Raw genomic sequence first — 22,211 nt, 5'->3', positions numbered from 1 at the left:
ACCGCTCCGCAGCGAGAGGACGGAGACACCAAAAGTCAAAATGCCCTCACCGACATCAGCATGCTCTCGAGGAACAACGATGTCCGCAATTCAACAGATGGCGTTGGCTTCGACACAGCAGATGTTCGCGGACTGGTCGGAACCAGCCATGCTGGTGGAGGTCTCGCGCTACTATGACCCGGAAACGGGACAGCTGGAAGAATCAGAGTTTGCCACAGAGTTGCCGGTGCTCGTCCTGGAAGGGAGCTCGGAAGAACGGAAACAGCCTGTGGCCGACGCGCCTCTCCTGCGAGTGACCTTACTGGTTCGTGAAGCGGACCTGCCCCGGCAGATCGCATTGACATCAGCGAGACTGAGGTTGCGGGAGTTCACCGTCGAAGTCCACTCACTTGTCGATTCCAGTCTTCCCGGAATTCTCGCGCTGGAATGCCGGGGAGAGCGGATGTCGTAGGCCTGTTCAAAGCGACTCCTTCGCTGCAGCAGATGATCTCAAGCCCGACACGCCCTGCCAATTCGGGTCACTTGCCACGGAGCCACCTCGCATGAATCTTCGCATCGACGTGCAGAACGGAGCTTCTCCCCGGCTGCGCAGCTTGGCCCACGACCTCCCGCTTCACCGCCGTCAACTCGTCGAGACCATCCTGCGAAATACCTTGCGGCAGATCATTCCTCTGAACCCGGTCGATACGGCCCGGAGCCGCGCCGCCTGGGTCTCGTCACTGGAACAATTGGGAGGAACCGCCCCCGCAGGCTGGGAAGGGGACCATCCCACCGCCACGGCCGAGGGACGCCGACAGGGGGGACTGCTTCGCAGCGACGAGGCCGATCTGACGGAAGCGGCCGCGGTCAACCAGGTGCAGTATGTCTCACTTCTTGAATATGGCACGCAGCGTCGAGCCCCGGCTGCGATGGTTCGACGGGGCCTGCTCAAGATCATGCCGACGATTGCAGGCTGGTTTCGACTCGGCCGCTGAACCGGCCTGTCACCTGGATTCAAGCCGACCAAAAACGCTCCCGCGTCCACAGTTCTGACCGGTCGCGATTTCCACTGGACTCCGCATGTTATCAATCACTCTCATTTCCCGAGAATTGCAAAAGTTCTGGGCGGCTTCGGCACCGGCCGGAGTTCCGACCCAGTTTCCCGGTGTCCCGCTCATCGCCGCGGGACTGGATTGCTGGTACGAGTTCTGGATCACCGCCGCAGAGGAAGAACCACAACGTGTTCCAGGGGCGACAACGATGCGTCTGCTCGTCGATGTCCACTGCTTCTCCCGGAGCGCGAACAAGCTTCGCGTCATGGAACTGGTGGACCAGATTCGCGAAGGGCTCTGCCAGCAGAAGTTTCCACTTCTCACAGGTGACACTCCACCGCTTACCGCAGGATTTCTGCGACTGCGAGAATCGCAGCTGCGCGATCTCAGCCGTGAGAAGGAAGGAGACTCGCGACTGACGCTGCAACACCTCGTCGTCTCCCTCACAGCGGTGGCGGAAGCGGTTCCCTTTGAACCCTGACCAGGCTCCCCGGAGCCGATGCCGCTCTGATGGCGACCGATTTTTCTTGAAGCAACTCATTCTGAAAGGACCGACTTCATGGCAGTTTCCAACATCACCCGCAATCTGCGCGATGGCGAGCTGAAAATCAAAGATGGTGCGGAGTCGCCGGCCACCCTGACCGTGCTGCTTGATGAAGGAGACCTCTCCTGGACGCAGCGGACTCAGACGATTGAAGTGAAGGATCGTGGTTCCATCTCGGCGGGGCATACCCGCAAGGGGGATGAGGAGTCCGTCTCATTGACGTTCACCGCCAAATGGACCCAACTGGTGGGCAAGGCCAATTCTTCCGGTGATCCGCTGCAGCTGTACGAGATGTTGACGTTTCAATCCGGCGCCGGTGTCGTCAGCACTTCGTCCGCGGGCGAGCAGCAGACGCTGACGTTGGAGTTCACGGTGATTGATCCGGCGGGAGTCGCCTCCGAAAAAGTGACGTTTGCCAAGGTCTACCGCGAATCCCTGACTCTTTCCGAAGGAGATGACGCCAATTTGATTGCCTTCACCGGGAAGGCCTTCCAGATCGCGCCGACGATCTCGCGGATCTCCAGCTGAGGCATTTTGTTTTTTGATCGACCCGTTCTTGCCACGCGGCACTGAGCATTTCAGCTCACGAAACGCTTGTTGCGCGGGCACTGGAACGAGCCACCTGCTCTAAGGCCGGCAGTGCCTACCGGGGGAATCAGGAGTTCGAGTCCCTCTCCATCCACTTCGCGGGAGCCGATGCCCATGTCGTTTACCGAGTCGCTCACGGTCCGCATTCTCGGTGACAGCTCCGAGCTGCGACAGGAACTGACAGATGTCGCCGACTTACTGGAGGATCTTCAGAGTCGACTGTCGCAGACATCCGGTTTGAACGTCGGGGTCGATGAGAACGCCAGTCGGCTGAGCGAGGTCTCCCGTCCATTGCAGGCCCTCGGGACGCAGGTCGAACGGCTTCGCCAGCAGCTGGGGGGTCTGTCGCAAGTGCCGATCTCACTGAACGTGCAGCCGGCACTCGCCGCACTGCAGCAGTTGATGGCCGCTGCCCAGCAAACGGCATTGCAATTGCAGGGGCTGTCGCTGGCAGGTTGGGGGAGTAACAGGGCCCCGTCAGCACCGGACTTCACCGCCACAGCGGCATCGATCGTCAGTGAGGCGTCCGCACCCCGGGGATATGCGACAGGGGGGCTGGTCAGCGGGCCGACCGGGATCGACCAGGTCTCGACGCGATTGACCGCAGGGGAATATGTCCTGAGCCGCGAAGCTGTCGCTCAGTTGGGAACGCCGTTTCTCGATACGCTCAACAGCTCCGTTCATTCCGTTTCTTCCGGATCGCGACAGGATGTCCGTGATCCGAGAGTCCCTGCTCCGCCGAAGCTCCCCCAGCCAGTTCCTCAACTTTTCGTGACATTGCCGGCCACGGACCCTTTGGGAATCGCAGGTCCGCCCCTGCGTGGCTGGCCTGCTCCCGACCCCATCCCCCGCCCCGGGAATCCCCCTCACCGACAACCGCATCTCTCTTCTGCACTTCACTCTCCAGCCACGACCAACCACTTCGGCGGGATCGAGATTCATGTCCGTGAGTCGGCCGATGTCGGCTCGCTGGTCGACGATCTGCGGCGACAGGGAATCGGGCTGAGAACGCGTCGCGGCTAGAGCAGGTTGCTCTTTCCCGTCCTCGTGATGTGCCCATGTCGATGCACGAACATCAGAACGCGCGTGCGAAGTCGGCTCTGACTCGGCATCAGAGCAAGTTTCCACCGTGCTGCACAACATTCTCGAACGCACACTTTCCCTGACGAGCGAGTCCATGCTTGAATTTCAACCGGCAATCGTCCGTGACGCCCATATCCTTGAACTCCCCCGTCCCATCCTGACCTGTCGACTGCGGGACAGTTGGGACTTTCAGAAGTTCAAAATCCCCCGCGTCGATGGCGACCTGATCTCGGGAGTCTCCCTCGATGGGGTCGAGATCACGCTGGAAGGTCAGATCGGCAGTCACGAAGGGGAACTGAAACTGACCGAAGAAGCGATGCTGGAATCGCTGGTGGAACTGCGCGGGGCGCTGCAGGGGGGAGCGGACAGCCTCTACACACTCGCTCTGTACCACGCGCCGGAGGGAGAGGACGTGCGGCACTTTCGCAAATGCTCGACGATGCGGTTGGAGGTCGATCTCTCCAACCAGCGGATCTACTCGTATGCGGTGGTCATTCACGCCGCTGATCCCGTCCTCTACGACGGCCCGCTCCCCTGAGTAGTGGCCCGCCTCCATCACCAAGCTGGGCAGAACGAGCCCTCTTACGGTCCCTGTCTCCGATCGAGTCCGCCATGACATTCCAGCGAAGACTCCTCCATCATGGTCCCCAACCCGACGGGGCCTCCCAGATCATCTCGCCGCGGGCCGTCAAATCCTGCTGGTTTGAACTTCGACGGCAGGGAGGGTGCGGCTCCGCAGAGGTCGTGCTGAGCGACGACTTCGAGCTGCGCGCCGAAATCGAAATCGGCGACTGGATCAGCTTCGAGGCCCAAGCCGGCGTGCGCTGGTATCTCGGAAGGGTCGAAGAACGACGAGCGGAACTCCCGGCCCGCATCCGGTTGCGACTGGAAGGGATGGCCATCGAACTGAACGAAATCTTCCCGGGAGGTTTTGGCGCAGCGGCCGAGGGGCGCAAGCCTCATCGCTACGGAGCGACCGATCTCTTCGGTCTGGATCCCGATTACCCCGGCGAGACCGTCGACGCCGTCACCTCCGCCGAACAGGTCGTGGCCCTGCTGCTGACCCAGTACGCGGCCGATTCACACATCCAGTACACCCCGGGATTGATTGAGGTCCCTCAGCTCGCCGCCCCCGTTTCCAGTTTGAAGCTCCGCGGAGAAGAATCGATCCGCGCTCTGATCAAGGATCTCGCCATCCGTGCGCAGTCGGCAACCTGGGGAGTGGATGCCGCCGGCAAGTTCTATTTTCTCCGACCGCGGCAGCAGGTTCTGGCCACGCTGCGTGAAGAGCGGGATCTCGTGGCTCTGACTGAAATCCGTGATTCCGAGACTCTGTTCAATCGCATCCTCCTGACAGGAGACTACGTCTACGACCAGCGCGAGCATTCCGACATGATCGCCCGACGTTCTTACCGCTGGCGGGGAAACTACGTGCAGCCCCTCAGTCGGCAAGACTATGGGGATCGCCGGATTCGGCTCTGGCTCCCCTGGATCAGAACGCAGGAGGATTCCCTTGCCTTCGCCCGCGAGTTCTTCCGGATTTACTCCCAGCCTCTGAGCCGATATCTGCTGGAGACCGTTCCCCAATCGGCGCTGCTGCGTCCATGGGAAGGACGAATTCGCCTGGAAGACCGTCTCGGGAATGAGCTGATCACCGCTCGACTCGAAACGGTGCGGGTGCTGTTTGAGAATACGGTCCGCTATCGACTCGAGCTGGGACCGGACAACCCCCGGGAACTCTGGCCGGAGCCTCCCCAGGATGAACGCTGGGAACTGCCGGAACAGGTGCTCGCCGGTGGCCCCGTCAGTCTCCCGTCATCACTCCCCGATGACGATGGTCCAGGCGACTCGGCGGACTCCGGCTCCTCAGGGGACAACAACGATTCCGGGGGAAATGGGAGCGATCCTCATCACTCGACCGGCTCATCGGGGGGAGAGTCCGGTATTTCCGGTGAAGTCTCCAGCGGTGAAACCGACAGTGAACCGGACGAATCCAGCGGTCCGGAATCCGCATCCTCGGACAACCTGACCTCTGAAGGCACAGATTCAGAAGGAGCGACGGAATCGACCGACCTTCCCTCAGGGGGAGGAAGCTCGGGAGCCATCGGGGCCAGTTCTTCGGGCGCTTCAAGTTGGCCCGAATCCTCATCGCCAGACTCGTCCAGAGGAGCGTCGTCCGGTGATGCCGCGTCTTCGGGCGACTCCTCCGGAATCGATGAGTCGAGCGACGAAGATTTGTCCGGAACCAACGGGTCTTCCGGGGAGGGCCTTTCGGGAGAAAGCGAGGGTTCATCGGATGGAAAAATCACCTCGGGACTGAGCGATTCATCGGGCAGCTTCCCGGAAAGCGGCGAGAGTTCGTCGGGAGGGGCTTCGTCTCCCGAGCGAGGCTCCAGCAGCGGGGGTTCCTCGGGAGAAAGTGATTCGAGCGGCCTGCCCCCTTCCAGCGGCGGGATGTCCTCTGCATTGCAGTCGAGTGACAGCTCCGAAGGGCTGACCTTCGTTTGGAGCGACTGAGCACGTGAATTGCATTTCGCGTCAGTCAATTCTGTCCGGGCAAGTTGGAACGAGGGGACCCTGACATGTTCTATCGACAGCAGACCGACGGGACCCGTCTCGCGATTGAGCTCGGGAATCTGTTTGCCGGGCCGACAGCCACCCCCTGCTGGATCATTGGCGGAGGACCCTCACTGGCGACGCTCCCCATTGCCGAGATGGTGGCCACTCCGGGGCCGAAATTCGCACTGAATCTGGCGGGCTCCGGGCTGCTTCGTCCTCAGTTCTGGACAAGCTACGACCCGACCTCCCGATTTCAACGGTCGATCTATCTCGATCCCGCCATTATCAAATTCGTGCATGGCTGCCGGGCGATGGATCTGATTCCCGACACGACCTACAAAGTCTGCGAGGCTCCGGGGCTGTTCTTTTTTGAGCGGCGGAAAGAACAAGGTTTCCATGACTTTCTGACGAGTGCAGACGGGATCACGGACTGGCAGGACTCGCTGATCCAGGCGATCGTGATTGCCTGGCAACTGGGCTTTCGTACGCTGTACCTCGCCGGTTGCGAATTGAGGGTCGCTCCTTCCACATCGCTCCTGACTCTGGCGGCGAAGTCGGACATTCGACCGCAGCCCGGAGAATTATTGGGAGACTTGGTGAAACGGTGTGAACGGGCGGGCATCAGCCGCTCCTCCCTCGAATCGGCAGGCACCTCGCCGCAGTATCATTTCGATGAAGTCAAGCCGCTCGCCGCCGCCATTCAAACGGACTTCCATTATTTCCGCGTCGTGCAGTATCTCCGTCTCTGCCGCCGGGCGATGGCGCTGGCCGGGCTGTCGTTGATCAGTGCCACTCCTGGCAGCCGACTGAACGATTTCTTTCCCTACGTTGACGCTCAACAGGCGTGCGAACAGATCCGGCAGGCGCTGGGAAATCCCGGGAAGGAAATGACTCGCGGAAAGTATACCGGTGGGGACAAGACGACAGGCGGGGAGCCATCCCCCCACCACCGGTTGGTGGCCATGCGCGACTTCCGGCCCCATCACTGGCCGGCACCGGCGAGTCGCCCCTCACAAGCGGCTACTGCAAAGGAACCGGCTCCCGCTGCCCCCTTACAGCGTGTGATCGACGGAATCCGCGAAACTCCGGTCGACCTCACGGAGCGGGGTTGAGCGATGGACCGGAACCGATTCGGGGTCACGCGAACACCTGGGTCTCTTCCCGCAGCCAGAAACTCACCGGACATGGCAGGTCAGGCTGACTGCTCCAGCTGCGCACGGACGGCGGCTTCCACCTGCTCCAGTTCAAGGGGGAGCGCAGCAAACATCCTTTGTGCCGCCTCCCAGTCCGGAACACTGAGCAGCTGCTCCAGCTCACTCAGCTTCGTTTCCGAGGGAGACCCGAGCGTTCGCAGCGATCCCTTGATCGTGTGCGCCAGTCGCCGGGCAGTCTTGTCATCGGACTGCAGCAGCGCTTGGGCAAGTTGATCGACCAAGCCTGGGGTTTCTTCCAGATATGCCTGCGCCACATCGCGCGCCAATTGTTGATCTCCCTGGACATTTTTCAGGAACGTTCCCCAGTTGATGGAGGACCGCGTTGGTTCCTGATTTCCTGCGCTCGCTTCGTGATTCTCTGGCACCTTTGAATCCGAGTTCTCAAACGCCCTCGCCTCATCCGTTTCGGGAAGGTGAGTCCTGCTCTCCTGCACGCTGGAGTCCTCACCGCAGAAGTGAGCCAGCACGCTCGCCAGATCGAGCGGCCGGACCGGCTTGGAGACATAGTCATCCATCCCCGCCTCCAGACACCGTTCGCGATCTCCTTTCATCGCATGGGCTGTCATGGCGACGATCGGGAGAGGCCGCAGTTTTCCGGTCGACTGCAGTTGCCGGATTTGTTGCGTCGCCGAAAGTCCATCGATTTCCGGCATCTGCACGTCCATCAGAACGATATCGAACGGCTCGCGTTGAACCGCCTCCAGGGCCTCACGTCCATTATTCGCCACCGTGGTCTGATGGCCCCAGCGGGAGAGCAGGCCGACCGCCAGCTTCTGATTGGCGAGACTGTCTTCCGCCAGCAGGATGCGCAGAGGCCGCACTTGCGGCAGCTGGCTGCTGGTCGTGAGCGGACGAGCGTCGGGGATGACAGACAGGTCGAGCACAGAAACAATCGCGTCGAAGAGATCGGACTGCTTGATCGGCTTCGTCAGATAGGAACGAATCCCCAGTTCCTCGCAGCGGGCGATATCGTGCTGCCGGTCCATCGAGCTGAGCATCATGACGAGGGTGCTGCCGATGCGGTCATCGTGGTGAATCGATTCCGCCATGGCAAACCCGTCGACTTCGGGCATGCTCGCGTCGGTAATCACCAGATCATACGGTTCGCCGCTATCAAATGCTGTGTGCAGGGCGTCGATGGCGTCCATCGCGCCGCTGACGGTGGCGGGTCTCATCCGCCAGTTCTCGCACATCTCTTCCAGAATGCGGCGATTGGTCTCGTTGTCGTCAACGATCAGCACCTTCAGACCTTCCAGAGCACTGATGTCTTCGCTGCGGGTCGGAACCTCCTCGGGATCAACGGCTCCGAAATTGGCAGTGAAATGGAACGTACTTCCCGCTCCCAGTTCACTCTCGACCCAGATCTGTCCTCCCATCAGCTTGACCAGCCGCGACGAGATCGCCAGTCCCAGACCAGTCCCGCCGTAGTTGCGGGTCGTCGACATGTCGGCCTGCTCGAACGCCTCAAAGACCCGCTCCTGCTGATCCGGCGAGATGCCGATGCCCGTATCGGAAACGCGAAAATGCAGCACCAGCCGCGAATCCTCGATCGACTGCAGTCGCACATCCAGCAGGACTTCACCAGCCGGCGTAAACTTGATCGCGTTCCCCAGCAGATTCACCACAATCTGCCGCAGTCGCAATCCGTCCCCGCGGATGAATCGCGGGATGTCCGGTGCGATGTGACAGGCGAGCTCCAGCTGCTTGGCGTGCGCGCGAATCGCCAGCGGCTTAATGGAATCTCCCAGCCATTCCCGCACCTCGATCGGGTAATCGTCGAGTTCAAACCGCCCGGACTCGATCTTCGAGAAGTCGAGAATGTCGTTGATGATTCCCATCAGCGACTCAGCGGAATTGATGACTGTTTCCAGATAGTCCCGCTGCTGCGCGGTCAGGTTGGTGTCGAGTACCAGCTCCGACATACCGATGATGGCGTTCATCGGGGTGCGGATTTCATGGCTCATATTCGCCAGAAATTCGCTTTTGGCCCGATTGGCGACCTCCGCGGCTTCCTTGGCAGCCCGCAATTCCTGTTCTGCTCGTTTACGATTCGTAATGTCGCGGGCGATTCCAACCAGCCCGACAATTTGCCCTTCCGGATTGCGAAGCGGAACCTTCGTCGTAATGACCCACCGCTTTTCACCGTTGGGAAGGACCTGCCCTTCTTCCCGGTTGAACAAGGTCCGCCCGGTCTGCATCACATGCCTGTCATCGGCGCGGAACTGTTCCGCCTGTTCCCGGCTGACGAAATCGAAGTCGTCCTTGCCGATGATTTCACTTTCGTTCTGCGCGGCGAACATCTGAATGTGGGCGCGGTTCACGGTCACAAACCGAGAATCTGCATCTTTGATAAACACATAGTCCGGCAGATGGTCGATCAGCGTCCGCAGGCGATCCCGCTGCACCTGCAGTGCTTCACCGGTTTCGTGCAGTTCGGTGATATCGCGTGAGATCCCCAGTGTGCCCAGCACCGTGCCATCGGGATGCCGCAACGGCACCTTTGTCGTTGAAGCCCAGGAGACACGCCCGTCCGGCCAGACCAGACGCTCTTCATGATTGATGAGAGGTTGCCCGCTGCTGATGATCTCTGCTTCCAGACGCATCGTCGCTGCGGCGTGCTCGGACTGGAAGAAGTCGTAGTCGGTCCTGCCGACAGCCTCTTCCGGAGAAGAGAGTCCGGAGCGGACCGCCTTGGCCCGGTTAATGCGCAGAAAGCGTCCTTCCCGGTCCTTGAAATAGATATTGTCGGGAACTGCGTCCATCAGCCCGTCGAGCAGAATCTTCTCGTAAGCCAGTGCGGCCTGAGTCTGCTCCCGGTGAGAGGCTTCCCGCTGCAAATCGTCGACAGCCTGCTGCAACTCCCGGGTCCGTTCGCGAATCCGGAAGTCGAGCGTCTCGTTCGCCGCGAGGATCCGGTCCTGTGTCGTTGCCCAGTTTTTTCCCAGAAACGCAGTTGTCCAGATGACGAAAATCGACAGCGCCAGATTGGTGATGATTGCGAATTCCCTGTCGTTCCAAGTGTGTTCCGACCAGGCATACTGAATCAGACACAATCCCATGAACAGGAACGCGAACCGCCACACCATGCGGCCCCGGTTCAGCGTCAGCGCCAGCACCTGCAGGGCCACGAACAGCAGCCATGACACGATAGCACGGTCAATGAGAAACCCCACGGCAAAAATGCCGAGCGCCAACAGCAGGGTCAACAGCAGACGGGACCGGTCATCACCCGGCTGTGTCGATGTGGTCATTGAGCGGTATCTCTCCCCTCAAAGTGATGCAATCCGTGAACCCGGCAGGAGGTCTGATTTCCCCGAGAACTCCGGATTCATTGCCCCATGTCCGATTCCGTAGCGATTGTATCAATCGGACGGAGACGTTGCGTCCCGTCAACATCGATTTTTCCAGCTATTCGTTCTGCAGATCTCCCCAGAAGTCATTCTCTCGCTTTATTCTCCAGTTCTCTGATTTTGTCTAAAGGATTTGCCGTGTCAGAGTTCGTTGCGTTTTCCGCCACTGTCGTCGGCGGACTCATGTTGTTGACCGCAGGGATCAGTTTCCTGCGGCACTGGCTGACCGTGGAAAGGATGCACCGCGGACAGTCCACCAATGAAAGCACAGATCCGCCCGCTGCCGCGCGGTTGATCGAACTGACTCGCGAAAATGCCGCCCAGCGATTCGAAATCGCCTGGCTGCGCAGCACGTCGAATCGGGAACATTCCTGGGAATCGGTCGTTCACCTGCTAACGGACGCCACCGCTTATGCAGGCAACTTTGAAGCGTGGCTCATCTCTCCGAATGGGCAGACGCTGCAGAACCACTCCAAGGAAGGAGCCGCTCGGCGCACGCTGACGCTCTCCCGTTCTGTCGGCCGCAGACTCAAGGAGAATTCCTGGCTGGAGCTCTCCGCCGACCAGAGTGATTTTCAGATCACCCCCTCCCATCCGACGGGAGACTGGCGGCAGCTGTTCGCGTTCCAATGTGGCCAAGGCACGCCACTTGATCCGGTTCTGGTCACTTCGGGGATTCCCTGCATCAGCGGCTCGGATCACGACGACTGCGAACAATTGGCGCGGCTGGTCCAGGGAATGTCGTGGCCCGTGGCCATGCAGCATCACTGGACTCCGCAGGAAACGGCCCTTGTCCGCGACATGCTGGAATTGCGGACGGTCACCGATATCGCTTTCAGTTCGCCGCGGGAACTGCTGGAAGAATTTCTCTCACGTCTGGCGACCCTGACCGGATTTGAGCGGGCGAGTCTGTACCTTGATGACCGGGTCGACGCCTTGCCCGTCAGTCATTTCGCGACGGGTGGCCGGTCCGTCGACTCCCATACCTTTGCCCGCTGGCAGCAGCTTGAGGAGTTGCTCATTGCAAGGCACGCCCCACCCTCCCGTTTACTGAATCTGAATCTCACCGGCATGATTCCCTCGGAGGGGGAACTGCTGCTGCAGACGGTCGTGTTCGCTCCCGCGAATCACCTCTCCAACCAATCCGGCCTGCTGATTCTCACCAGTCGCGATCAGGTCTGCGCCGGACAGGTCCACGAGGAACTGATTCTCTGGGCGACCCAGTTTCTGATGCAGACGCTGGAGCGGGAACTGAACCGTATGCAGCTCGAAGACCGGGCCCGGCGCGATGCCCTGACCCAGGTGGCGAATCGCCACACGTTTGATCAGGAACTGAGGAAGCTGCTGCGGCAGTGTGAGCTCTCTCACGAGGCCTGCAGTCTGCTGCTGATCGACGTCGACCATTTCAAGTCGGTCAACGATACCTATGGCCATCCTGCCGGCGACGCCGCCTTAAAGGCTATCGCCCAGATCATTCAGCGCACTGTGCAACGGGGCCGTGTCGCAGATCGACCGCTGGTGGCACGCTTTGGTGGTGAAGAGTTCGCCGTGCTTCTGCCGGAAGTCTCCCTGGCAGGAGCCAAGCGCATGGCAGATGAAGTCCTTCGCGCGGTTCATGAACAACCGGTCTCCATCGGAGATTACTCTCTCCAGATGTCGGTCTCAGTCGGTGTGGGGAGTTGCCCGCTCCACGGTGTCACCGCAGGCGACCTGCTCAGCCAGGTCGATGCCGCCCTCTACGCCGCCAAGCGTGAAGGACGCAATCGGGTAATGCTCGCAACCCGCAATCTCGACACGGCCCTCGCCAGCCTCTAAAAGCCATCGATGCCGTTGCCGTGCGGGGTTCACGAACGTTCGCGCTCGCCTTACGTCCACAATGCTCGCTGTCGCAACGACAACTGACAGATTAGACTCCCGACAGCATTCATTCTTCATGCTGGTTTGCGGGAGCTTCTGACTTATGCGACTTGTCCGTGCCGCTTTCCTTTCACTGTACTTCGCGATGTTCCTGTCTGCTGTCTGGGCAAACGATCCCAATTCCCCACCGTTCAACGAACCGCAGCAAACGGCACTCTCGGAAATTGATCGACGGGCGGAAGAGTTGAAAGAAGTCAGCCGCTCGATCTGGAAGTTTGCTGAAGTCGGACTGGAGGAAAAACAGTCTGCCGCGCTGCTTGTCGCGAAACTGCGGCAGAACGGATTCACCGTCGAGACCGGTGTCTCGAACATGCCGACCGCCTTCGTGGCGACCTATGGGTCAGGATCTCCCATCATCGGAATTCTGGCGGAGTACGATGCACTCCCTGAACTCTCCCAGCAATCCGTTCCCTATCGTGAGCCCCTGGAAGAGGGACGTCCGGGGCATGGCTGCGGGCACAACCTCCTGGGGACCGCGAGTCTGGGCGCGGGTCTGGCATTGAAGGAGGCGATGGACAAACACCAGCTTCCCGGCACCATTCGAATTTACGGGACGCCGGCGGAAGAAACACTCATTGGGAAGGTGTACATGCTGCTCGACGGTCAGTTCGACGATCTCGATGCCTGCCTCCACTGGCATCCGGGTGGACGAAATGCCGCCAACCCCGGCGGAGCCAAGGCAGCGCTCTCTGTGAAGTTCACGTTTCACGGAACCGCCTCGCACGCATCGGGAACTCCCACCCAAGGTCGCAGTGCACTCGATGCCGTCGAACTGATGAATGTCGGGACGAACTACATGCGGGAACACATCACCGAAGATGCCCGCCTGCACTACGTCATCACGAACGGGGGCGGACAGCCGAATATCGTTCCGCCGGAGGCCACTGTCTGGTACTACATCCGCGCCAATGCGCATGAAACCGTCGAAGAGAATTTCGCGTGGGTGAAGCAGATTGCAGAGGGAGCGGCTTTAATGACCCAGACTCGTGTGGACGTCCAGATCGATACGGATTGCCATGAAGTCATTGGGAACACTCCCATCGGAGAAGCCATTGACTCGAACCTGAGAAAGCTCGGGGCGCCGCAGTTCACTCCGGAGGAACATGAATTCGCCACCAGGATTCAGGAACTTTCTCTGAACGGCAACTCCAAACCCGTTTCCAAGGTCCTGAAAGAAGATGTTGAAGCGGCAGGGCTCGTGGGATCGCGTGGTTCGACCGATGTGGGGGACATCAGCTGGAAGATTCCGACGAGCGGGTTTTATGCAGTCTGCCAGGGTGCTGAGGCTCCAGGTCATAGCTGGCAGATTGTCTCCTATGCCGGGTCCTCGATCGGCGAGAAGGGTGCTCTTTACGCCGCGAAAACATTGGCTACGACGGCGATCCAACTTCTGCAGGATGCCGATCTGCGCGCGGCAGCCAAAGCGGACTTCGATCGCCGGATGGACCAGCGCGAATACAAGACTCTCATTCCGGAAGGGCAAATCGCTCCAAAAACGATCCGCTAGAGCAGGTTGCTTTTTCCAGTGACCGCCCAGCAAGCGTTTCGTGTGATGAAATGCTCAATTCCGCGAGGCAAGAACGGGGCCTCAAAAGTCAAAACCCTCTCGTGAATTCCGAGATGCTTTCAAGCGGTTTCACCACGAGGGTCACGGGACAGCAGGTGGAAACCCTGAGATCGCGGGAAGCGCAGGTTGCCCCCTGCTTTTCTCAGTGTCCTCCGTGCCTCTGTGGTGAAAATCGGGGCTCCGCACCCCCGCTTCGGGAGAAAATCACCACGTGCTCACCACGGGGCGTGTGCCATTGATGAATCGAGAACACATGGCCCAGCACTTCGCAAGAGCAACCTGCTCTAGCCTGATGTGCTGCCGCGGGAATAGAATAGTGAGTTCGCACTCTGTTCTGAAAACAGAGCGAGATTCACAACGGGCGCTTCTGAGAGCGGCATCTGAAGCTGCGGAGTTTCTCGAATGGGTTTATCCAGCCAGGTTGAACTCGAACTGAAATCATTGCGTGCAGCGGGAACGGCGATGCCGACTTCGTTGCAGGTCAGTGAACCGTCCGGGTTAAGTCTGCGCATTGAGTTGACCGCCGTCGATACGCTGAGCTGCGCATTCTCGGAGCTGGCCCTCTTTGTCCCGCAGCTTCAGAATTCGCCTTTTGATGCCCTGAAGAAATGGGCGGAAGCGCTCAGCCGAAAAATTACTTATCTGCTGGAAAATATCGGCCCGCTGGAGTTCGATCCTGCGGCAGGCCATGTGCTGATCCGCTCCACGCCGCCGCAACAGCAATCGAGCGGCACTCAGTACTACGAGATGATGCTCTCCTCTTCCGGATCGGGTCATTTCGTCATGAAGCGTTACCAGTCGACGACCGGACATCCGGGCCGGCAGGCGGTCGACATTCAGGTGACGCAGGAAGTCCTGTTGCGGCTGATTGACGACCTGCTCGCCACGGCTCCGACAGTCCCCTGAGCGGCAGAGTCTCGCAGGCGCCGTCACAGCCCGGGGCCTTCCACTCGGGAGAGTGCCCCCGCCGTCAGGTGCTGGCAACGTTCGCACGGACCGATTCTCCGGTCGGCCCCCCGCCAGACAGCCCGCTAGACGTCTTTCAGTTCCAGGCTGACCCATTGGCTCGGGTCTGCCTCATAAGGGAAATCATCCGGCACCGAGAGAACCTGCTTCCCTTGATGCCGGGCGTGGACGGTGATGTAAAAGCCGAGTCGCGGCTGCGTGGCAGGATCAAAACCGTGCAACGCGTCTGCCGAAAACCACAGGCTCAGCCGATACCCGTCCGGCCGGACATCCGCTTCCACAAGGAAGGAATCGGGATCAGCTGCCGGGGCTTCTTCACGAGCCCGGGGAACCGACACCTGCTTCATCACCGGTTCGTCACCGGCTTTGCCCCCGCCCGTCGGAATCGCACCGAAGTGATGGCAAAAGCGGGTACCGCGATGCAGTGTCTGTGTGTCGCGCGTATCAATCCACACCAGTACCGCGTCGTAAGGGTTCGCCGTCTCGGGGAGGCCAATCGGCGCTTCTTGGCTGCCGGTGACCGTCACCTGGACGGCCAGTCCCTGAGGATTCCAAGCCAGTGACAGTTCAGCAAACTGCTGTGGGTCATCCAGTTGGGAAGGCCAGGGAACGCGGCAACTCTCCGGGAGGGCGAGCAGCGGCGCTTTCGCACGCGGCAGTCGATCGACACGCTGGACCGGGAGGGTATATCGAAACAGAAAAGCAGTCGGAACAATCGACATCAGCAGCAGAGTCCCCTGTAGATCTGACACCCGTGGCCGGTCAAAACTCTCGCCCACACCATTCGCCGTCGAATCGATTCCCGCGACGGTCAGGCTCCGGACTCCTGCAACTGGGAAACCAGAACGCTCCAGACATTGTAGGCATTGAACAGCGAGTGCATCAGCATGACGGCCAGCACGCTTCGGCTCCGGTGATAAACGTACCCCAGCCCGAGGGCGAGAACAAAGATTCCGATCGAATCCGGAAATCCGTGGGCGCAGGCAAAGATCAGCGAGGTCAGGACAATCCCCCCGACGGGGTTCAAATGATCGACCAGCCAGTTCTGCAACGTGACGCGGTACATCAGTTCCTCCAGCAGGGGAGCCAGTACCACCGCCAGCACGACAATCGGAATCATCTCCGACGTAAATCCCCGCTCGGCCAGCAGCCGCAGCAACGCATGGACTGTCTCTTCGGATCTCAGGGGATACGTCAGCAACAGGGTCAGCAGCACAGGCACAAGCGAAGCAATCGCCCCTATGACACCGATTGACACCTGCTCTGTCAGATGGTCCACTCGAAATCCGAGTTTGACAAGCTGCAAGGGTCGACGACAAAGGAGAGTAAACAGCAGCAGCAATGTCCCCGCCAGTCCGCACATCAAATAGAACTGGACTCGGGCATTGGCGAGGATCTGGCCGGAATCGAAGTCCCCGGGCGGAGGAGCAGACTGCACCAGGTTCATCACGATCCACAGACCGGTAAACACGATGATTGCAGGAGGGACCGTCCTGTCCGGGCTCCGGAAACGGGCGGGGAGCAGCGGCCTTCCCTGAACCAGCTGCCGCATCCCCCAGACCCAGAAGATCAGGCTGGCGACCAGCGGCAGGGTGACGGTCAGCGACAAAAGCTGCGTGATCAGTTCACTCTCATTGGCCACGACATCTACCCACGCAAAATTTGTGATCGCTCCCACTTTAGGGCGAAACCGCATCCAGCAACAGTGACCGGCTCCGGGATTCGAACCGGGATTCTCCCGAATGCGAACCGCAATGCGGGTAGCGACAAGGGTGTGGGTTCCGCGCCTCGCCCCCGACCGCTCCTCACAAAACAGTTTACAGCAGATCGGTGGCAGTTGCTTTGCGGATCAGGGATGCCTCCGATAGTATCGCGATTCGTTTTCGTCCCAGGTATGAGATCCCGCGTCTACCCACCCGGTCCCCCGGGCGGGCCACACCCGCCTCACCACTCACTCAGGAACCCAGACGGACATGAAGAACTACCTATTCGCAGCCATCGCATTCTGTACCCTCTTGCAGGCCGGAATCGTCTTCGCCGAAGGTCCCAATGAGTTAAACGCCTTTGAGAAGCGGGGGGGCTGGAAGCTGTTGTTCGACGGCAAGACGACCGACGGCTGGAGAAACTACAAGGAAGAAGCCGCCAACCCGAACTGGGTGGTCGAGGACGGGGCTCTGGTTCGCAAAGACAAGGCGGGGAACCTGATTACGAAGGACAAGTACGAATACTTCGACCTGCAGTTGGAATACAAAATCTCCGAAGGGGGAAATAGCGGAGTGATGTTTATGGTCCAGGAAACGGATCCCCAGCCGTACCAGACCGGTCCCGAAATCCAGATCCAGGACAATCAGAAGGGGAAGGACAAGCAGAAAGCAGGCTGGCTGTACCAGCTGTACTCCCCCAAGGCAGACAAAAATGGGGGAGTGATCGACGCCACTCGCCCTGCTGGTGAATGGAATTCGCTGTTCCTGGCGATCGGACCGAAACAGTGCGAAGTCTACATGAACGGAATTCCCTACGAGACATTCCAGATTGGAAGTGATGACTGGAACAAGCGAATCGCCGACAGCAAATTCAAATCCTGGCCCAACTTTGGCAAGACATTGAAGGGCCACATCTGCCTGCAGGACCACGGCGACGAAGTTGCCTTCCGGAACATCAAGATTCGTCCACGACTGGAGAACGGTGCTGTCCCCAATCCATCTGATGCCACACTCGACCTGAAAGCCGAACTGGCGTTTCCCAAACTGAAGCTGGAAGGCTGGGAACCGGTCGACGCCGACGGTCGTCCGCGTCCCTTCCGCACAATCTTCCTCGCCTCCCCGAATGACGACAGCAATAAGATTTACGTCGGGGATCAATGGGGAGCCGTGTACTCGTTCGACAACCATCCCGACGTTGAGAACGCCAAGCTCGTACTCGATATCCGTGACAAGGTCGAGTATTCGGACAGGGCGAACGAGCAGGGACTCCTGGGGATTGCCTTCCATCCCGATTTCAAGAAGAACGGCTACGTCTATCTGTATTACACCGCCAAGCCCGGCCTGATCTCTATCGTCTCCCGTTTTACGGTCAAGGACGGCAAAGCCGATCCAAAATCCGAACTGGAAATCATGCGGATCGATCAGCCGTTCTGGAATCACAATGGGGGGACCGTGGTCTTCGGACCGGACGGAAACCTTTATATTGCACTGGGTGACGGAGGCTCAGGCCGTGACCCCCACGGAAACGGCCAGAAGCTGAATACCCTGCTCGGCAAGATCCTGCGGATCGACGTCGACCATCCGGCTGAGGGTCAGAACTACGGCATTCCGAAAGACAATCCGTTTGTCGGCGACTCCTCGGCGGCTCCGGAAATCTACGCTTACGGGGTTCGCAATCCGTGGCGGATCGCCTTCGACAGCAAGACCGGCGACCTGTGGTGCGGCGAAGTCGGCCAGAACCTCTGGGAAGAAATTTTCCTGATCAAGAAGGGTGGAAACTACGGCTGGAACATGGTCGAAGGGGAACACCCCTTCTACAACCGCAAGATCGCCCGCGAGGAAAAGCTCGAACAACCGATCTGGGAATACGACCACCTGCTGGGCAAATCCATCACCGGTGGGAATGTCTATCGCGGCAAGGCCCGTCCCGAACTGGAAGGCAAATACCTGTACGCCGACTATGTCACGGGGCTGGTCTGGGCTCTGAAGTACGACACGGAAAAGAACGTCGTGATTTCCAATGAAAGCGTGCCCAGCAACGGACTTCCGATCCTGAGCTTCGGTGAGGACGCCAACGGGGAAACCTACTTCTGCACCGTCGCTCCCAATGGACGGGGCATTTACAAGTTTGTGAAGAAATAATCCGGCAGGTGTGACTCAGCAGCGTGATCCGCGCTCATTGCCGTCGTTCGAGAAACTTTCATCGAATGGGGCAATCGGCGCGGATCTGATGATCTCGTGTTCGTCTCTCCCCGTTCGCTGAGTCAGTCCCTGTCAAATCCAATTTCGACCAGAAATCTTGAGGCAGCTTGATGCAGGTTATCATTTCAGTTGTCGTTCTGACCGCACTGGAAATCGTGCTGGGCATCGACAACATCATTTTCATCAGCATCCTGTGCGGAAAGCTGCCTGCCCATCAAAGGGAGTTTGCACGTCGCCTGGGACTCGGCGCGGCCATGATCACCCGCCTGTTGCTCCTCTGTTCACTGAAATGGATCATGGGGCTGACGCAGCCGATTATCCACCTCACGGATCTGGGGGTTCCCCCGTCATGGGTGGCCAGCGGAGCCGTGCAGGCGGCCCCGGAGATTCCTCACGCACAGGACGGCACGGCCCCGACAGAAATCCCTCTGGAGGGGACTTCCGACAACGCGGTGCGGCCGACTCCTGAAACCGAGACTGAAACACGGATCGTCAATGAGATGGATGACGTCTCCGTACGGGATCTGATTCTGCTGATTGGCGGAGCCTTCCTGGTCTTCAGCAGTATCAAGGAAATCCGCGCCATGATCCACGGATCGGAGGACCATCGCGGAGTGCCGGAGAAGATCAGTCTGCAGAAGGTGCTGGTTCAGATCGCCATTCTGGACATCGTCTTTTCGCTCGATTCCGTGATCACCGCCGTGGGACTCGTCGATGAGTTGTGGGTGATGATGGCGGCCGTGATCGCGGCTGTCGGGGTGATGATGTTCTTCGCGGGTGCGGTCGGCCGCTTTGTGGAACAGAACCCGACCATCAAGGTGCTCGCCCTGGCCTTCCTGATTGTGATTGGGTCAATTCTTGTGATCGAATCGGCCGGTTTCCATGTCGGCAAGGGATACCCCTACTTCGCGATGGGCTTTGCTCTCTGCGTGGAACTGGTCAACCTGAAAATTCGCAAGGGGATGCAGAGTGCGCCAGCAGCCTGACGTTGCGGCTTTTCGGCAAGCGAATTGAACGCAGCCCGCCGATGGGAGAACACCCGCTCTCCCGCGGGGCTGCCTGATTCGCATCCGCACACTCGGCGATTCGTTGCGACGCGGTGAAGTACGGCTGAGAAGTCCAGCGAAACGGTGAAGACGTGGCGGTCGCCGATGCCCCGCCTGAAGCGGAGGCGAAAGAGCAAGTCTCCAATACAAAAGGAGCCACCAGTCATGGTGGCCCCTTTTTTCTTTTCAGCCTGACTTCAGGTCGGTGAATCATTTCTGATTCAGAGCTGCCTTGCCACGCGGAGGTGCGCATTTCATACCCTGAAATGCTGGCTGCACGCAATGGGAAGAGCAGCCTGGTCTAGGCGGCTTCGTCCTGCTCTTCGCTGCCGTCGGCATCCAGCTCTTCGTCGGAATAGACGAGCGAGTAGATGTTGTCGGCTGCTTCTTCGAGAAAGACACGAATGTTTTCGCTGGTTGTGGAGGCAATCAGCTGATCGAGGCTGTCGAGCACGCGATCGACATCTTCACTGGTGATGACTTCGTAATCGTCTTCGGCCATGTCAATAGAAAGCAGATTCTGATCTTCTGGGGACTGGTGTTCGTTGAAAGGCATACTCGAGACCTCCACTGTCTAGGTGAGCTCACTTCCTGTGAGCTATTTTTTCTTGGATTTCTTGGCTGCTGCCGCGGGGGCAGCCTGGCTGCCAGTCTTCGACTTGGAACTCTTCTTCTGAAAGATTGCATCCCAGCCGCTGCGGAACTTGTCGTTGGATCCCGTGTGCACGGTTCCGGCCATCGTCTCAAATCTCCATCGAACGGAATAAACGGAAAAATAGTTCTGCGGAGACTCAAGATAACATTGAAACTTCAAACGGGGCCAGAGCAGATCGGTCAGGTTTTTGGATTCGAATTTCAATCTCTTCGGGAAAGGGGGATCAGTCGGAAATGATGTTTTCCGACAACAGTCGTTCAGGCTGCATCCGATTTCTGCTCGCGAGTGGCGGCGCTGCCGCGCCGACTCTTGCGACGACGGAAATGTGGCCCCTTGAGAATGCGATCCGTTGACTCTTCGATGCGGACCATCCGGCCCCCGAGGTGTTCAATCCGCTGGGACACTTCATGTGTCGTCTGCTGCATCCCGCCGGATACCAGCGTGACGATTCCCAGAAGCAGGATCATGTTGCCGGCCGTGGCCACCAGCCAGCCGGTCGAGGCATAGTTCTCGATTCCTCCAAAGTATCCCCACAGCACCAGCACCGTGCCGACAGTCAGCAGGCCGACGCCGCCATAGGCCAGCAACTGGCCCCAGACTGCTTCGGCTCGACCCGGGTAGGATGTCGACGGCCGAGCTGCCTTCCGGATGTCGAAGTGTGGATCCGGAACCGATGCGTGAGACTCATCCAACGTGTAATTCGGTCGCATTGCGGCAGCCTGAGGGGAAGGAAGAGGGGATGCCGGCGGAATTTCCGGAACTGGGGGGGAGGTTGCCTCAACGGGGACCGCGGACTGGGGAATCTTATCCAGCATCCGGGGGCGACGCTTCCTTTCCCGCTGCGGTTTGGCCGGACCTTCGGGAGCCTGATGCTCGACGTCGAACCGGAGCTTCTTGCCTTCGTACTCTGTCGGGAGCGAGGTGACCGTGGCCGCTTCCGAAATCACTTTGTCTGCAGTGGAAACCGGCGTCTCGAGGGCGGGCTGCACGGCAGGTTCTGCCGGTGGGGGCACCGGAACGGTCGGCAACACCGGCACTGCGGGCGGAACTTCGATTTTCTGATCGGCTGCGGGTGGCTTGATCTCCGGCTGACTGAGGATCACAGGTTCTCGGGGAACTTCGGGCAGCGAATGGCTCGTTTGTTCCTGCGCTCTGCTGACCTCTCTCTTGGAAGCCAATGGCCGGTTGAGAACATTGGCCAGAGCGTCCTGCAGCTCCGCATCGGTCGGTGAGGACTTGCGGGCTTCTTTCACCGCCTGCTGCTCTTTGGCCCAGCGTTCCAGAATTTCCCGAGCGGACCGGGTCTCCGGATGCAGGCTGGGGACATGCACCTTGTGAACGACATTTCCGCAGGTCGTACAGAGCAGATTCTGTCCGTCCTGTGAGACTTCTGTTGCGATATCAGTCAGGCAGTGTTCACACCACATGTCCGGTGATCCTGCATGCCGCTCACGAACTGGCATTCTGAACTGGTTCGACGGGAAGCTGCGGTCCACACAGGGACAACGACGGCTGCCAGACCAGCATGAAAACTGTCGCGGGGGGGGGGAGTGATGGGAAGGGATAAGGGGAGATGTCAGCAGATGAGGCGCGGAGAGATAGCACGAAATCACATTTTGAAGCAAGAGGAGGGACTGACAATTCCGGCCCCGGTCCGTCCCTGTATCCCGGCGGTGATCCGCTCAGCGCGTTTCGCTCCTGGTGGATTCGCAGCGGGTTCCTCCGATCCCACAGGGCTGGAACCGGCAGATTTCACCGACGGGGCTTTCAGGCGAATCACTATATA

General features: G+C 59.4%; 19 protein-coding genes. 13 read left to right on the top strand and 6 right to left on the bottom strand.

Annotated elements, in window-relative coordinates; genetic code table 11:
- The first annotated feature begins 79 nt into the window (after nt 1-79).
- From SH664x_RS07760 to SH664x_RS07725, 8 genes are all read left to right on the top strand, one after another.
- Nucleotides 80-451 (top strand): hypothetical protein, encoded by a 372-nt coding sequence (locus SH664x_RS07760; protein WP_437206451.1) that lies wholly within the window; start codon nt 80-82, stop codon nt 449-451.
- Nucleotides 452-542: 91 nt separating this feature from the next.
- Nucleotides 543-974, top strand: a complete 432-nt coding sequence (locus tag SH664x_RS07755; RefSeq protein ID WP_437206449.1) for a hypothetical protein — start codon at nt 543-545, stop codon at nt 972-974.
- A gap of 85 nt (nt 975-1,059) precedes the next feature.
- Entirely contained in the window at nt 1,060-1,512 is a 453-nt protein-coding gene (locus tag SH664x_RS07750; protein WP_437206448.1) for a hypothetical protein, read from the top strand.
- Nucleotides 1,513-1,590: 78 nt separating this feature from the next.
- Nucleotides 1,591-2,103 (top strand): hypothetical protein, encoded by a 513-nt coding sequence (locus SH664x_RS07745; protein WP_437206446.1) that lies wholly within the window; start codon nt 1,591-1,593, stop codon nt 2,101-2,103.
- A gap of 174 nt (nt 2,104-2,277) precedes the next feature.
- Nucleotides 2,278-3,186: a hypothetical protein gene (locus tag SH664x_RS07740; protein ID WP_437206445.1), complete on the top strand. Its 909-nt coding sequence runs from the start codon at nt 2,278-2,280 to the stop codon at nt 3,184-3,186.
- A 154-nt stretch (nt 3,187-3,340) separates the two neighbouring features.
- The gene (locus tag SH664x_RS07735; protein WP_437206443.1) at nt 3,341-3,784 is read left to right on the top strand and encodes a hypothetical protein; all 444 of its coding nucleotides are present in this window, start codon (nt 3,341-3,343) and stop codon (nt 3,782-3,784) included.
- A gap of 74 nt (nt 3,785-3,858) precedes the next feature.
- A complete protein-coding gene (locus SH664x_RS07730) occupies nt 3,859-5,763 on the top strand; it encodes a hypothetical protein (protein WP_437206441.1) in 1,905 nt (634 codons plus the stop codon).
- 65 nt (nt 5,764-5,828) lie between these two features.
- Nucleotides 5,829-6,917 (top strand): hypothetical protein, encoded by a 1,089-nt coding sequence (locus tag SH664x_RS07725; RefSeq protein WP_437206440.1) that lies wholly within the window; start codon nt 5,829-5,831, stop codon nt 6,915-6,917.
- A gap of 80 nt (nt 6,918-6,997) precedes the next feature.
- Here SH664x_RS07725 and SH664x_RS07720 read toward each other — a convergent pair whose 3' ends face one another.
- The gene (locus SH664x_RS07720; protein ID WP_437206439.1) at nt 6,998-10,270 is read right to left on the bottom strand and encodes a response regulator; all 3,273 of its coding nucleotides are present in this window, start codon (nt 10,268-10,270) and stop codon (nt 6,998-7,000) included.
- 237 nt (nt 10,271-10,507) lie between these two features.
- Here SH664x_RS07720 and SH664x_RS07715 point away from each other — a divergent pair, with 237 nt between their 5' ends.
- From SH664x_RS07715 to SH664x_RS07705, 3 genes are all read left to right on the top strand, one after another.
- Nucleotides 10,508-12,184, top strand: coding sequence for a GGDEF domain-containing protein (locus tag SH664x_RS07715; protein WP_437206437.1), 1,677 nt, complete (start codon nt 10,508-10,510; stop codon nt 12,182-12,184).
- A gap of 145 nt (nt 12,185-12,329) precedes the next feature.
- Nucleotides 12,330-13,793 (top strand): amidohydrolase, encoded by a 1,464-nt coding sequence (locus SH664x_RS07710; protein ID WP_437206435.1) that lies wholly within the window; start codon nt 12,330-12,332, stop codon nt 13,791-13,793.
- Between the two features lie 462 nt (nt 13,794-14,255).
- On the top strand, nt 14,256-14,759 hold the full coding sequence (locus tag SH664x_RS07705; RefSeq protein ID WP_437206433.1) for a hypothetical protein: 504 nt from the start codon (nt 14,256-14,258) through the stop codon (nt 14,757-14,759).
- Between the two features lie 125 nt (nt 14,760-14,884).
- Here SH664x_RS07705 and SH664x_RS07700 read toward each other — a convergent pair whose 3' ends face one another.
- Complete coding sequence (locus tag SH664x_RS07700) at nt 14,885-15,541, bottom strand: hypothetical protein (RefSeq protein WP_437206432.1); 657 nt, start codon at nt 15,539-15,541, stop codon at nt 14,885-14,887.
- Nucleotides 15,542-15,630: 89 nt separating this feature from the next.
- Entirely contained in the window at nt 15,631-16,515 is an 885-nt protein-coding gene (locus SH664x_RS07695; RefSeq protein ID WP_437206431.1) for a CPBP family intramembrane glutamic endopeptidase, read from the bottom strand.
- 277 nt (nt 16,516-16,792) lie between these two features.
- On the opposite strand from SH664x_RS07695, the gene SH664x_RS07690 reads away from it, so the two are divergent.
- Both SH664x_RS07690 and SH664x_RS07685 read left to right on the top strand, forming a co-directional pair.
- Complete coding sequence (locus tag SH664x_RS07690; protein ID WP_437206429.1) at nt 16,793-18,664, top strand: PQQ-dependent sugar dehydrogenase; 1,872 nt, start codon at nt 16,793-16,795, stop codon at nt 18,662-18,664.
- 170 nt (nt 18,665-18,834) lie between these two features.
- On the top strand, nt 18,835-19,710 hold the full coding sequence (locus tag SH664x_RS07685; RefSeq protein ID WP_437206427.1) for a TerC family protein: 876 nt from the start codon (nt 18,835-18,837) through the stop codon (nt 19,708-19,710).
- A 361-nt stretch (nt 19,711-20,071) separates the two neighbouring features.
- Here SH664x_RS07685 and SH664x_RS07680 read toward each other — a convergent pair whose 3' ends face one another.
- The 3 genes from SH664x_RS07680 to SH664x_RS07670 all read right to left on the bottom strand — a co-directional run bounded on the left by SH664x_RS07680 (nt 20,072) and on the right by SH664x_RS07670 (nt 21,852).
- On the bottom strand, nt 20,072-20,326 hold the full coding sequence (locus SH664x_RS07680; protein WP_437206426.1) for a hypothetical protein: 255 nt from the start codon (nt 20,324-20,326) through the stop codon (nt 20,072-20,074).
- A 42-nt stretch (nt 20,327-20,368) separates the two neighbouring features.
- Nucleotides 20,369-20,509 (bottom strand): hypothetical protein, encoded by a 141-nt coding sequence (locus SH664x_RS07675; RefSeq protein ID WP_437206424.1) that lies wholly within the window; start codon nt 20,507-20,509, stop codon nt 20,369-20,371.
- Nucleotides 20,510-20,682: 173 nt separating this feature from the next.
- Nucleotides 20,683-21,852: a hypothetical protein gene (locus SH664x_RS07670; protein WP_437206422.1), complete on the bottom strand. Its 1,170-nt coding sequence runs from the start codon at nt 21,850-21,852 to the stop codon at nt 20,683-20,685.
- Nucleotides 21,853-22,211: the final 359 nt, after the last annotated feature.

Source organism: Planctomicrobium aquicomposti (genome assembly GCF_051466325.1).
In the GTDB taxonomy this organism is placed as follows: Bacteria; Planctomycetota; Planctomycetia; order Planctomycetales; family Planctomycetaceae; genus Planctomicrobium.
The sequence above is the reverse complement of the archived record's forward strand: the minus strand, read 5'-3'. Positions and strand labels throughout refer to the sequence as shown.

Excerpts from the sequence above, each read along its gene's own strand:
- SH664x_RS07760 (WP_437206451.1), top strand. The coding sequence starts at position 80 with ATGTCCGCAATTCAACAGATGGCGTTGGCTTCGACACAGCAGATGTTC.
- SH664x_RS07755 (WP_437206449.1), top strand. The coding sequence starts at position 543 with ATGAATCTTCGCATCGACGTGCAGAACGGAGCTTCTCCCCGGCTGCGC.
- SH664x_RS07750 (WP_437206448.1), top strand. The coding sequence starts at position 1,060 with ATGTTATCAATCACTCTCATTTCCCGAGAATTGCAAAAGTTCTGGGCG.
- SH664x_RS07745 (WP_437206446.1), top strand. The coding sequence starts at position 1,591 with ATGGCAGTTTCCAACATCACCCGCAATCTGCGCGATGGCGAGCTGAAA.
- SH664x_RS07740 (WP_437206445.1), top strand. The coding sequence starts at position 2,278 with ATGTCGTTTACCGAGTCGCTCACGGTCCGCATTCTCGGTGACAGCTCC.
- SH664x_RS07735 (WP_437206443.1), top strand. The coding sequence starts at position 3,341 with ATGCTTGAATTTCAACCGGCAATCGTCCGTGACGCCCATATCCTTGAA.
- SH664x_RS07730 (WP_437206441.1), top strand. The coding sequence starts at position 3,859 with ATGACATTCCAGCGAAGACTCCTCCATCATGGTCCCCAACCCGACGGG.
- SH664x_RS07725 (WP_437206440.1), top strand. The coding sequence starts at position 5,829 with ATGTTCTATCGACAGCAGACCGACGGGACCCGTCTCGCGATTGAGCTC.
- SH664x_RS07720 (WP_437206439.1), bottom strand. The coding sequence starts at position 10,270 with ATGACCACATCGACACAGCCGGGTGATGACCGGTCCCGTCTGCTGTTG.
- SH664x_RS07710 (WP_437206435.1), top strand. The coding sequence starts at position 12,330 with ATGCGACTTGTCCGTGCCGCTTTCCTTTCACTGTACTTCGCGATGTTC.
- SH664x_RS07705 (WP_437206433.1), top strand. The coding sequence starts at position 14,256 with ATGGGTTTATCCAGCCAGGTTGAACTCGAACTGAAATCATTGCGTGCA.
- SH664x_RS07700 (WP_437206432.1), bottom strand. The coding sequence starts at position 15,541 with ATGTCGATTGTTCCGACTGCTTTTCTGTTTCGATATACCCTCCCGGTC.
- SH664x_RS07695 (WP_437206431.1), bottom strand. The coding sequence starts at position 16,515 with ATGCGGTTTCGCCCTAAAGTGGGAGCGATCACAAATTTTGCGTGGGTA.
- SH664x_RS07690 (WP_437206429.1), top strand. The coding sequence starts at position 16,793 with ATGAAGAACTACCTATTCGCAGCCATCGCATTCTGTACCCTCTTGCAG.
- SH664x_RS07685 (WP_437206427.1), top strand. The coding sequence starts at position 18,835 with ATGCAGGTTATCATTTCAGTTGTCGTTCTGACCGCACTGGAAATCGTG.
- SH664x_RS07680 (WP_437206426.1), bottom strand. The coding sequence starts at position 20,326 with ATGCCTTTCAACGAACACCAGTCCCCAGAAGATCAGAATCTGCTTTCT.
- SH664x_RS07675 (WP_437206424.1), bottom strand. The coding sequence starts at position 20,509 with ATGGCCGGAACCGTGCACACGGGATCCAACGACAAGTTCCGCAGCGGC.
- SH664x_RS07670 (WP_437206422.1), bottom strand. The coding sequence starts at position 21,852 with ATGTGGTGTGAACACTGCCTGACTGATATCGCAACAGAAGTCTCACAG.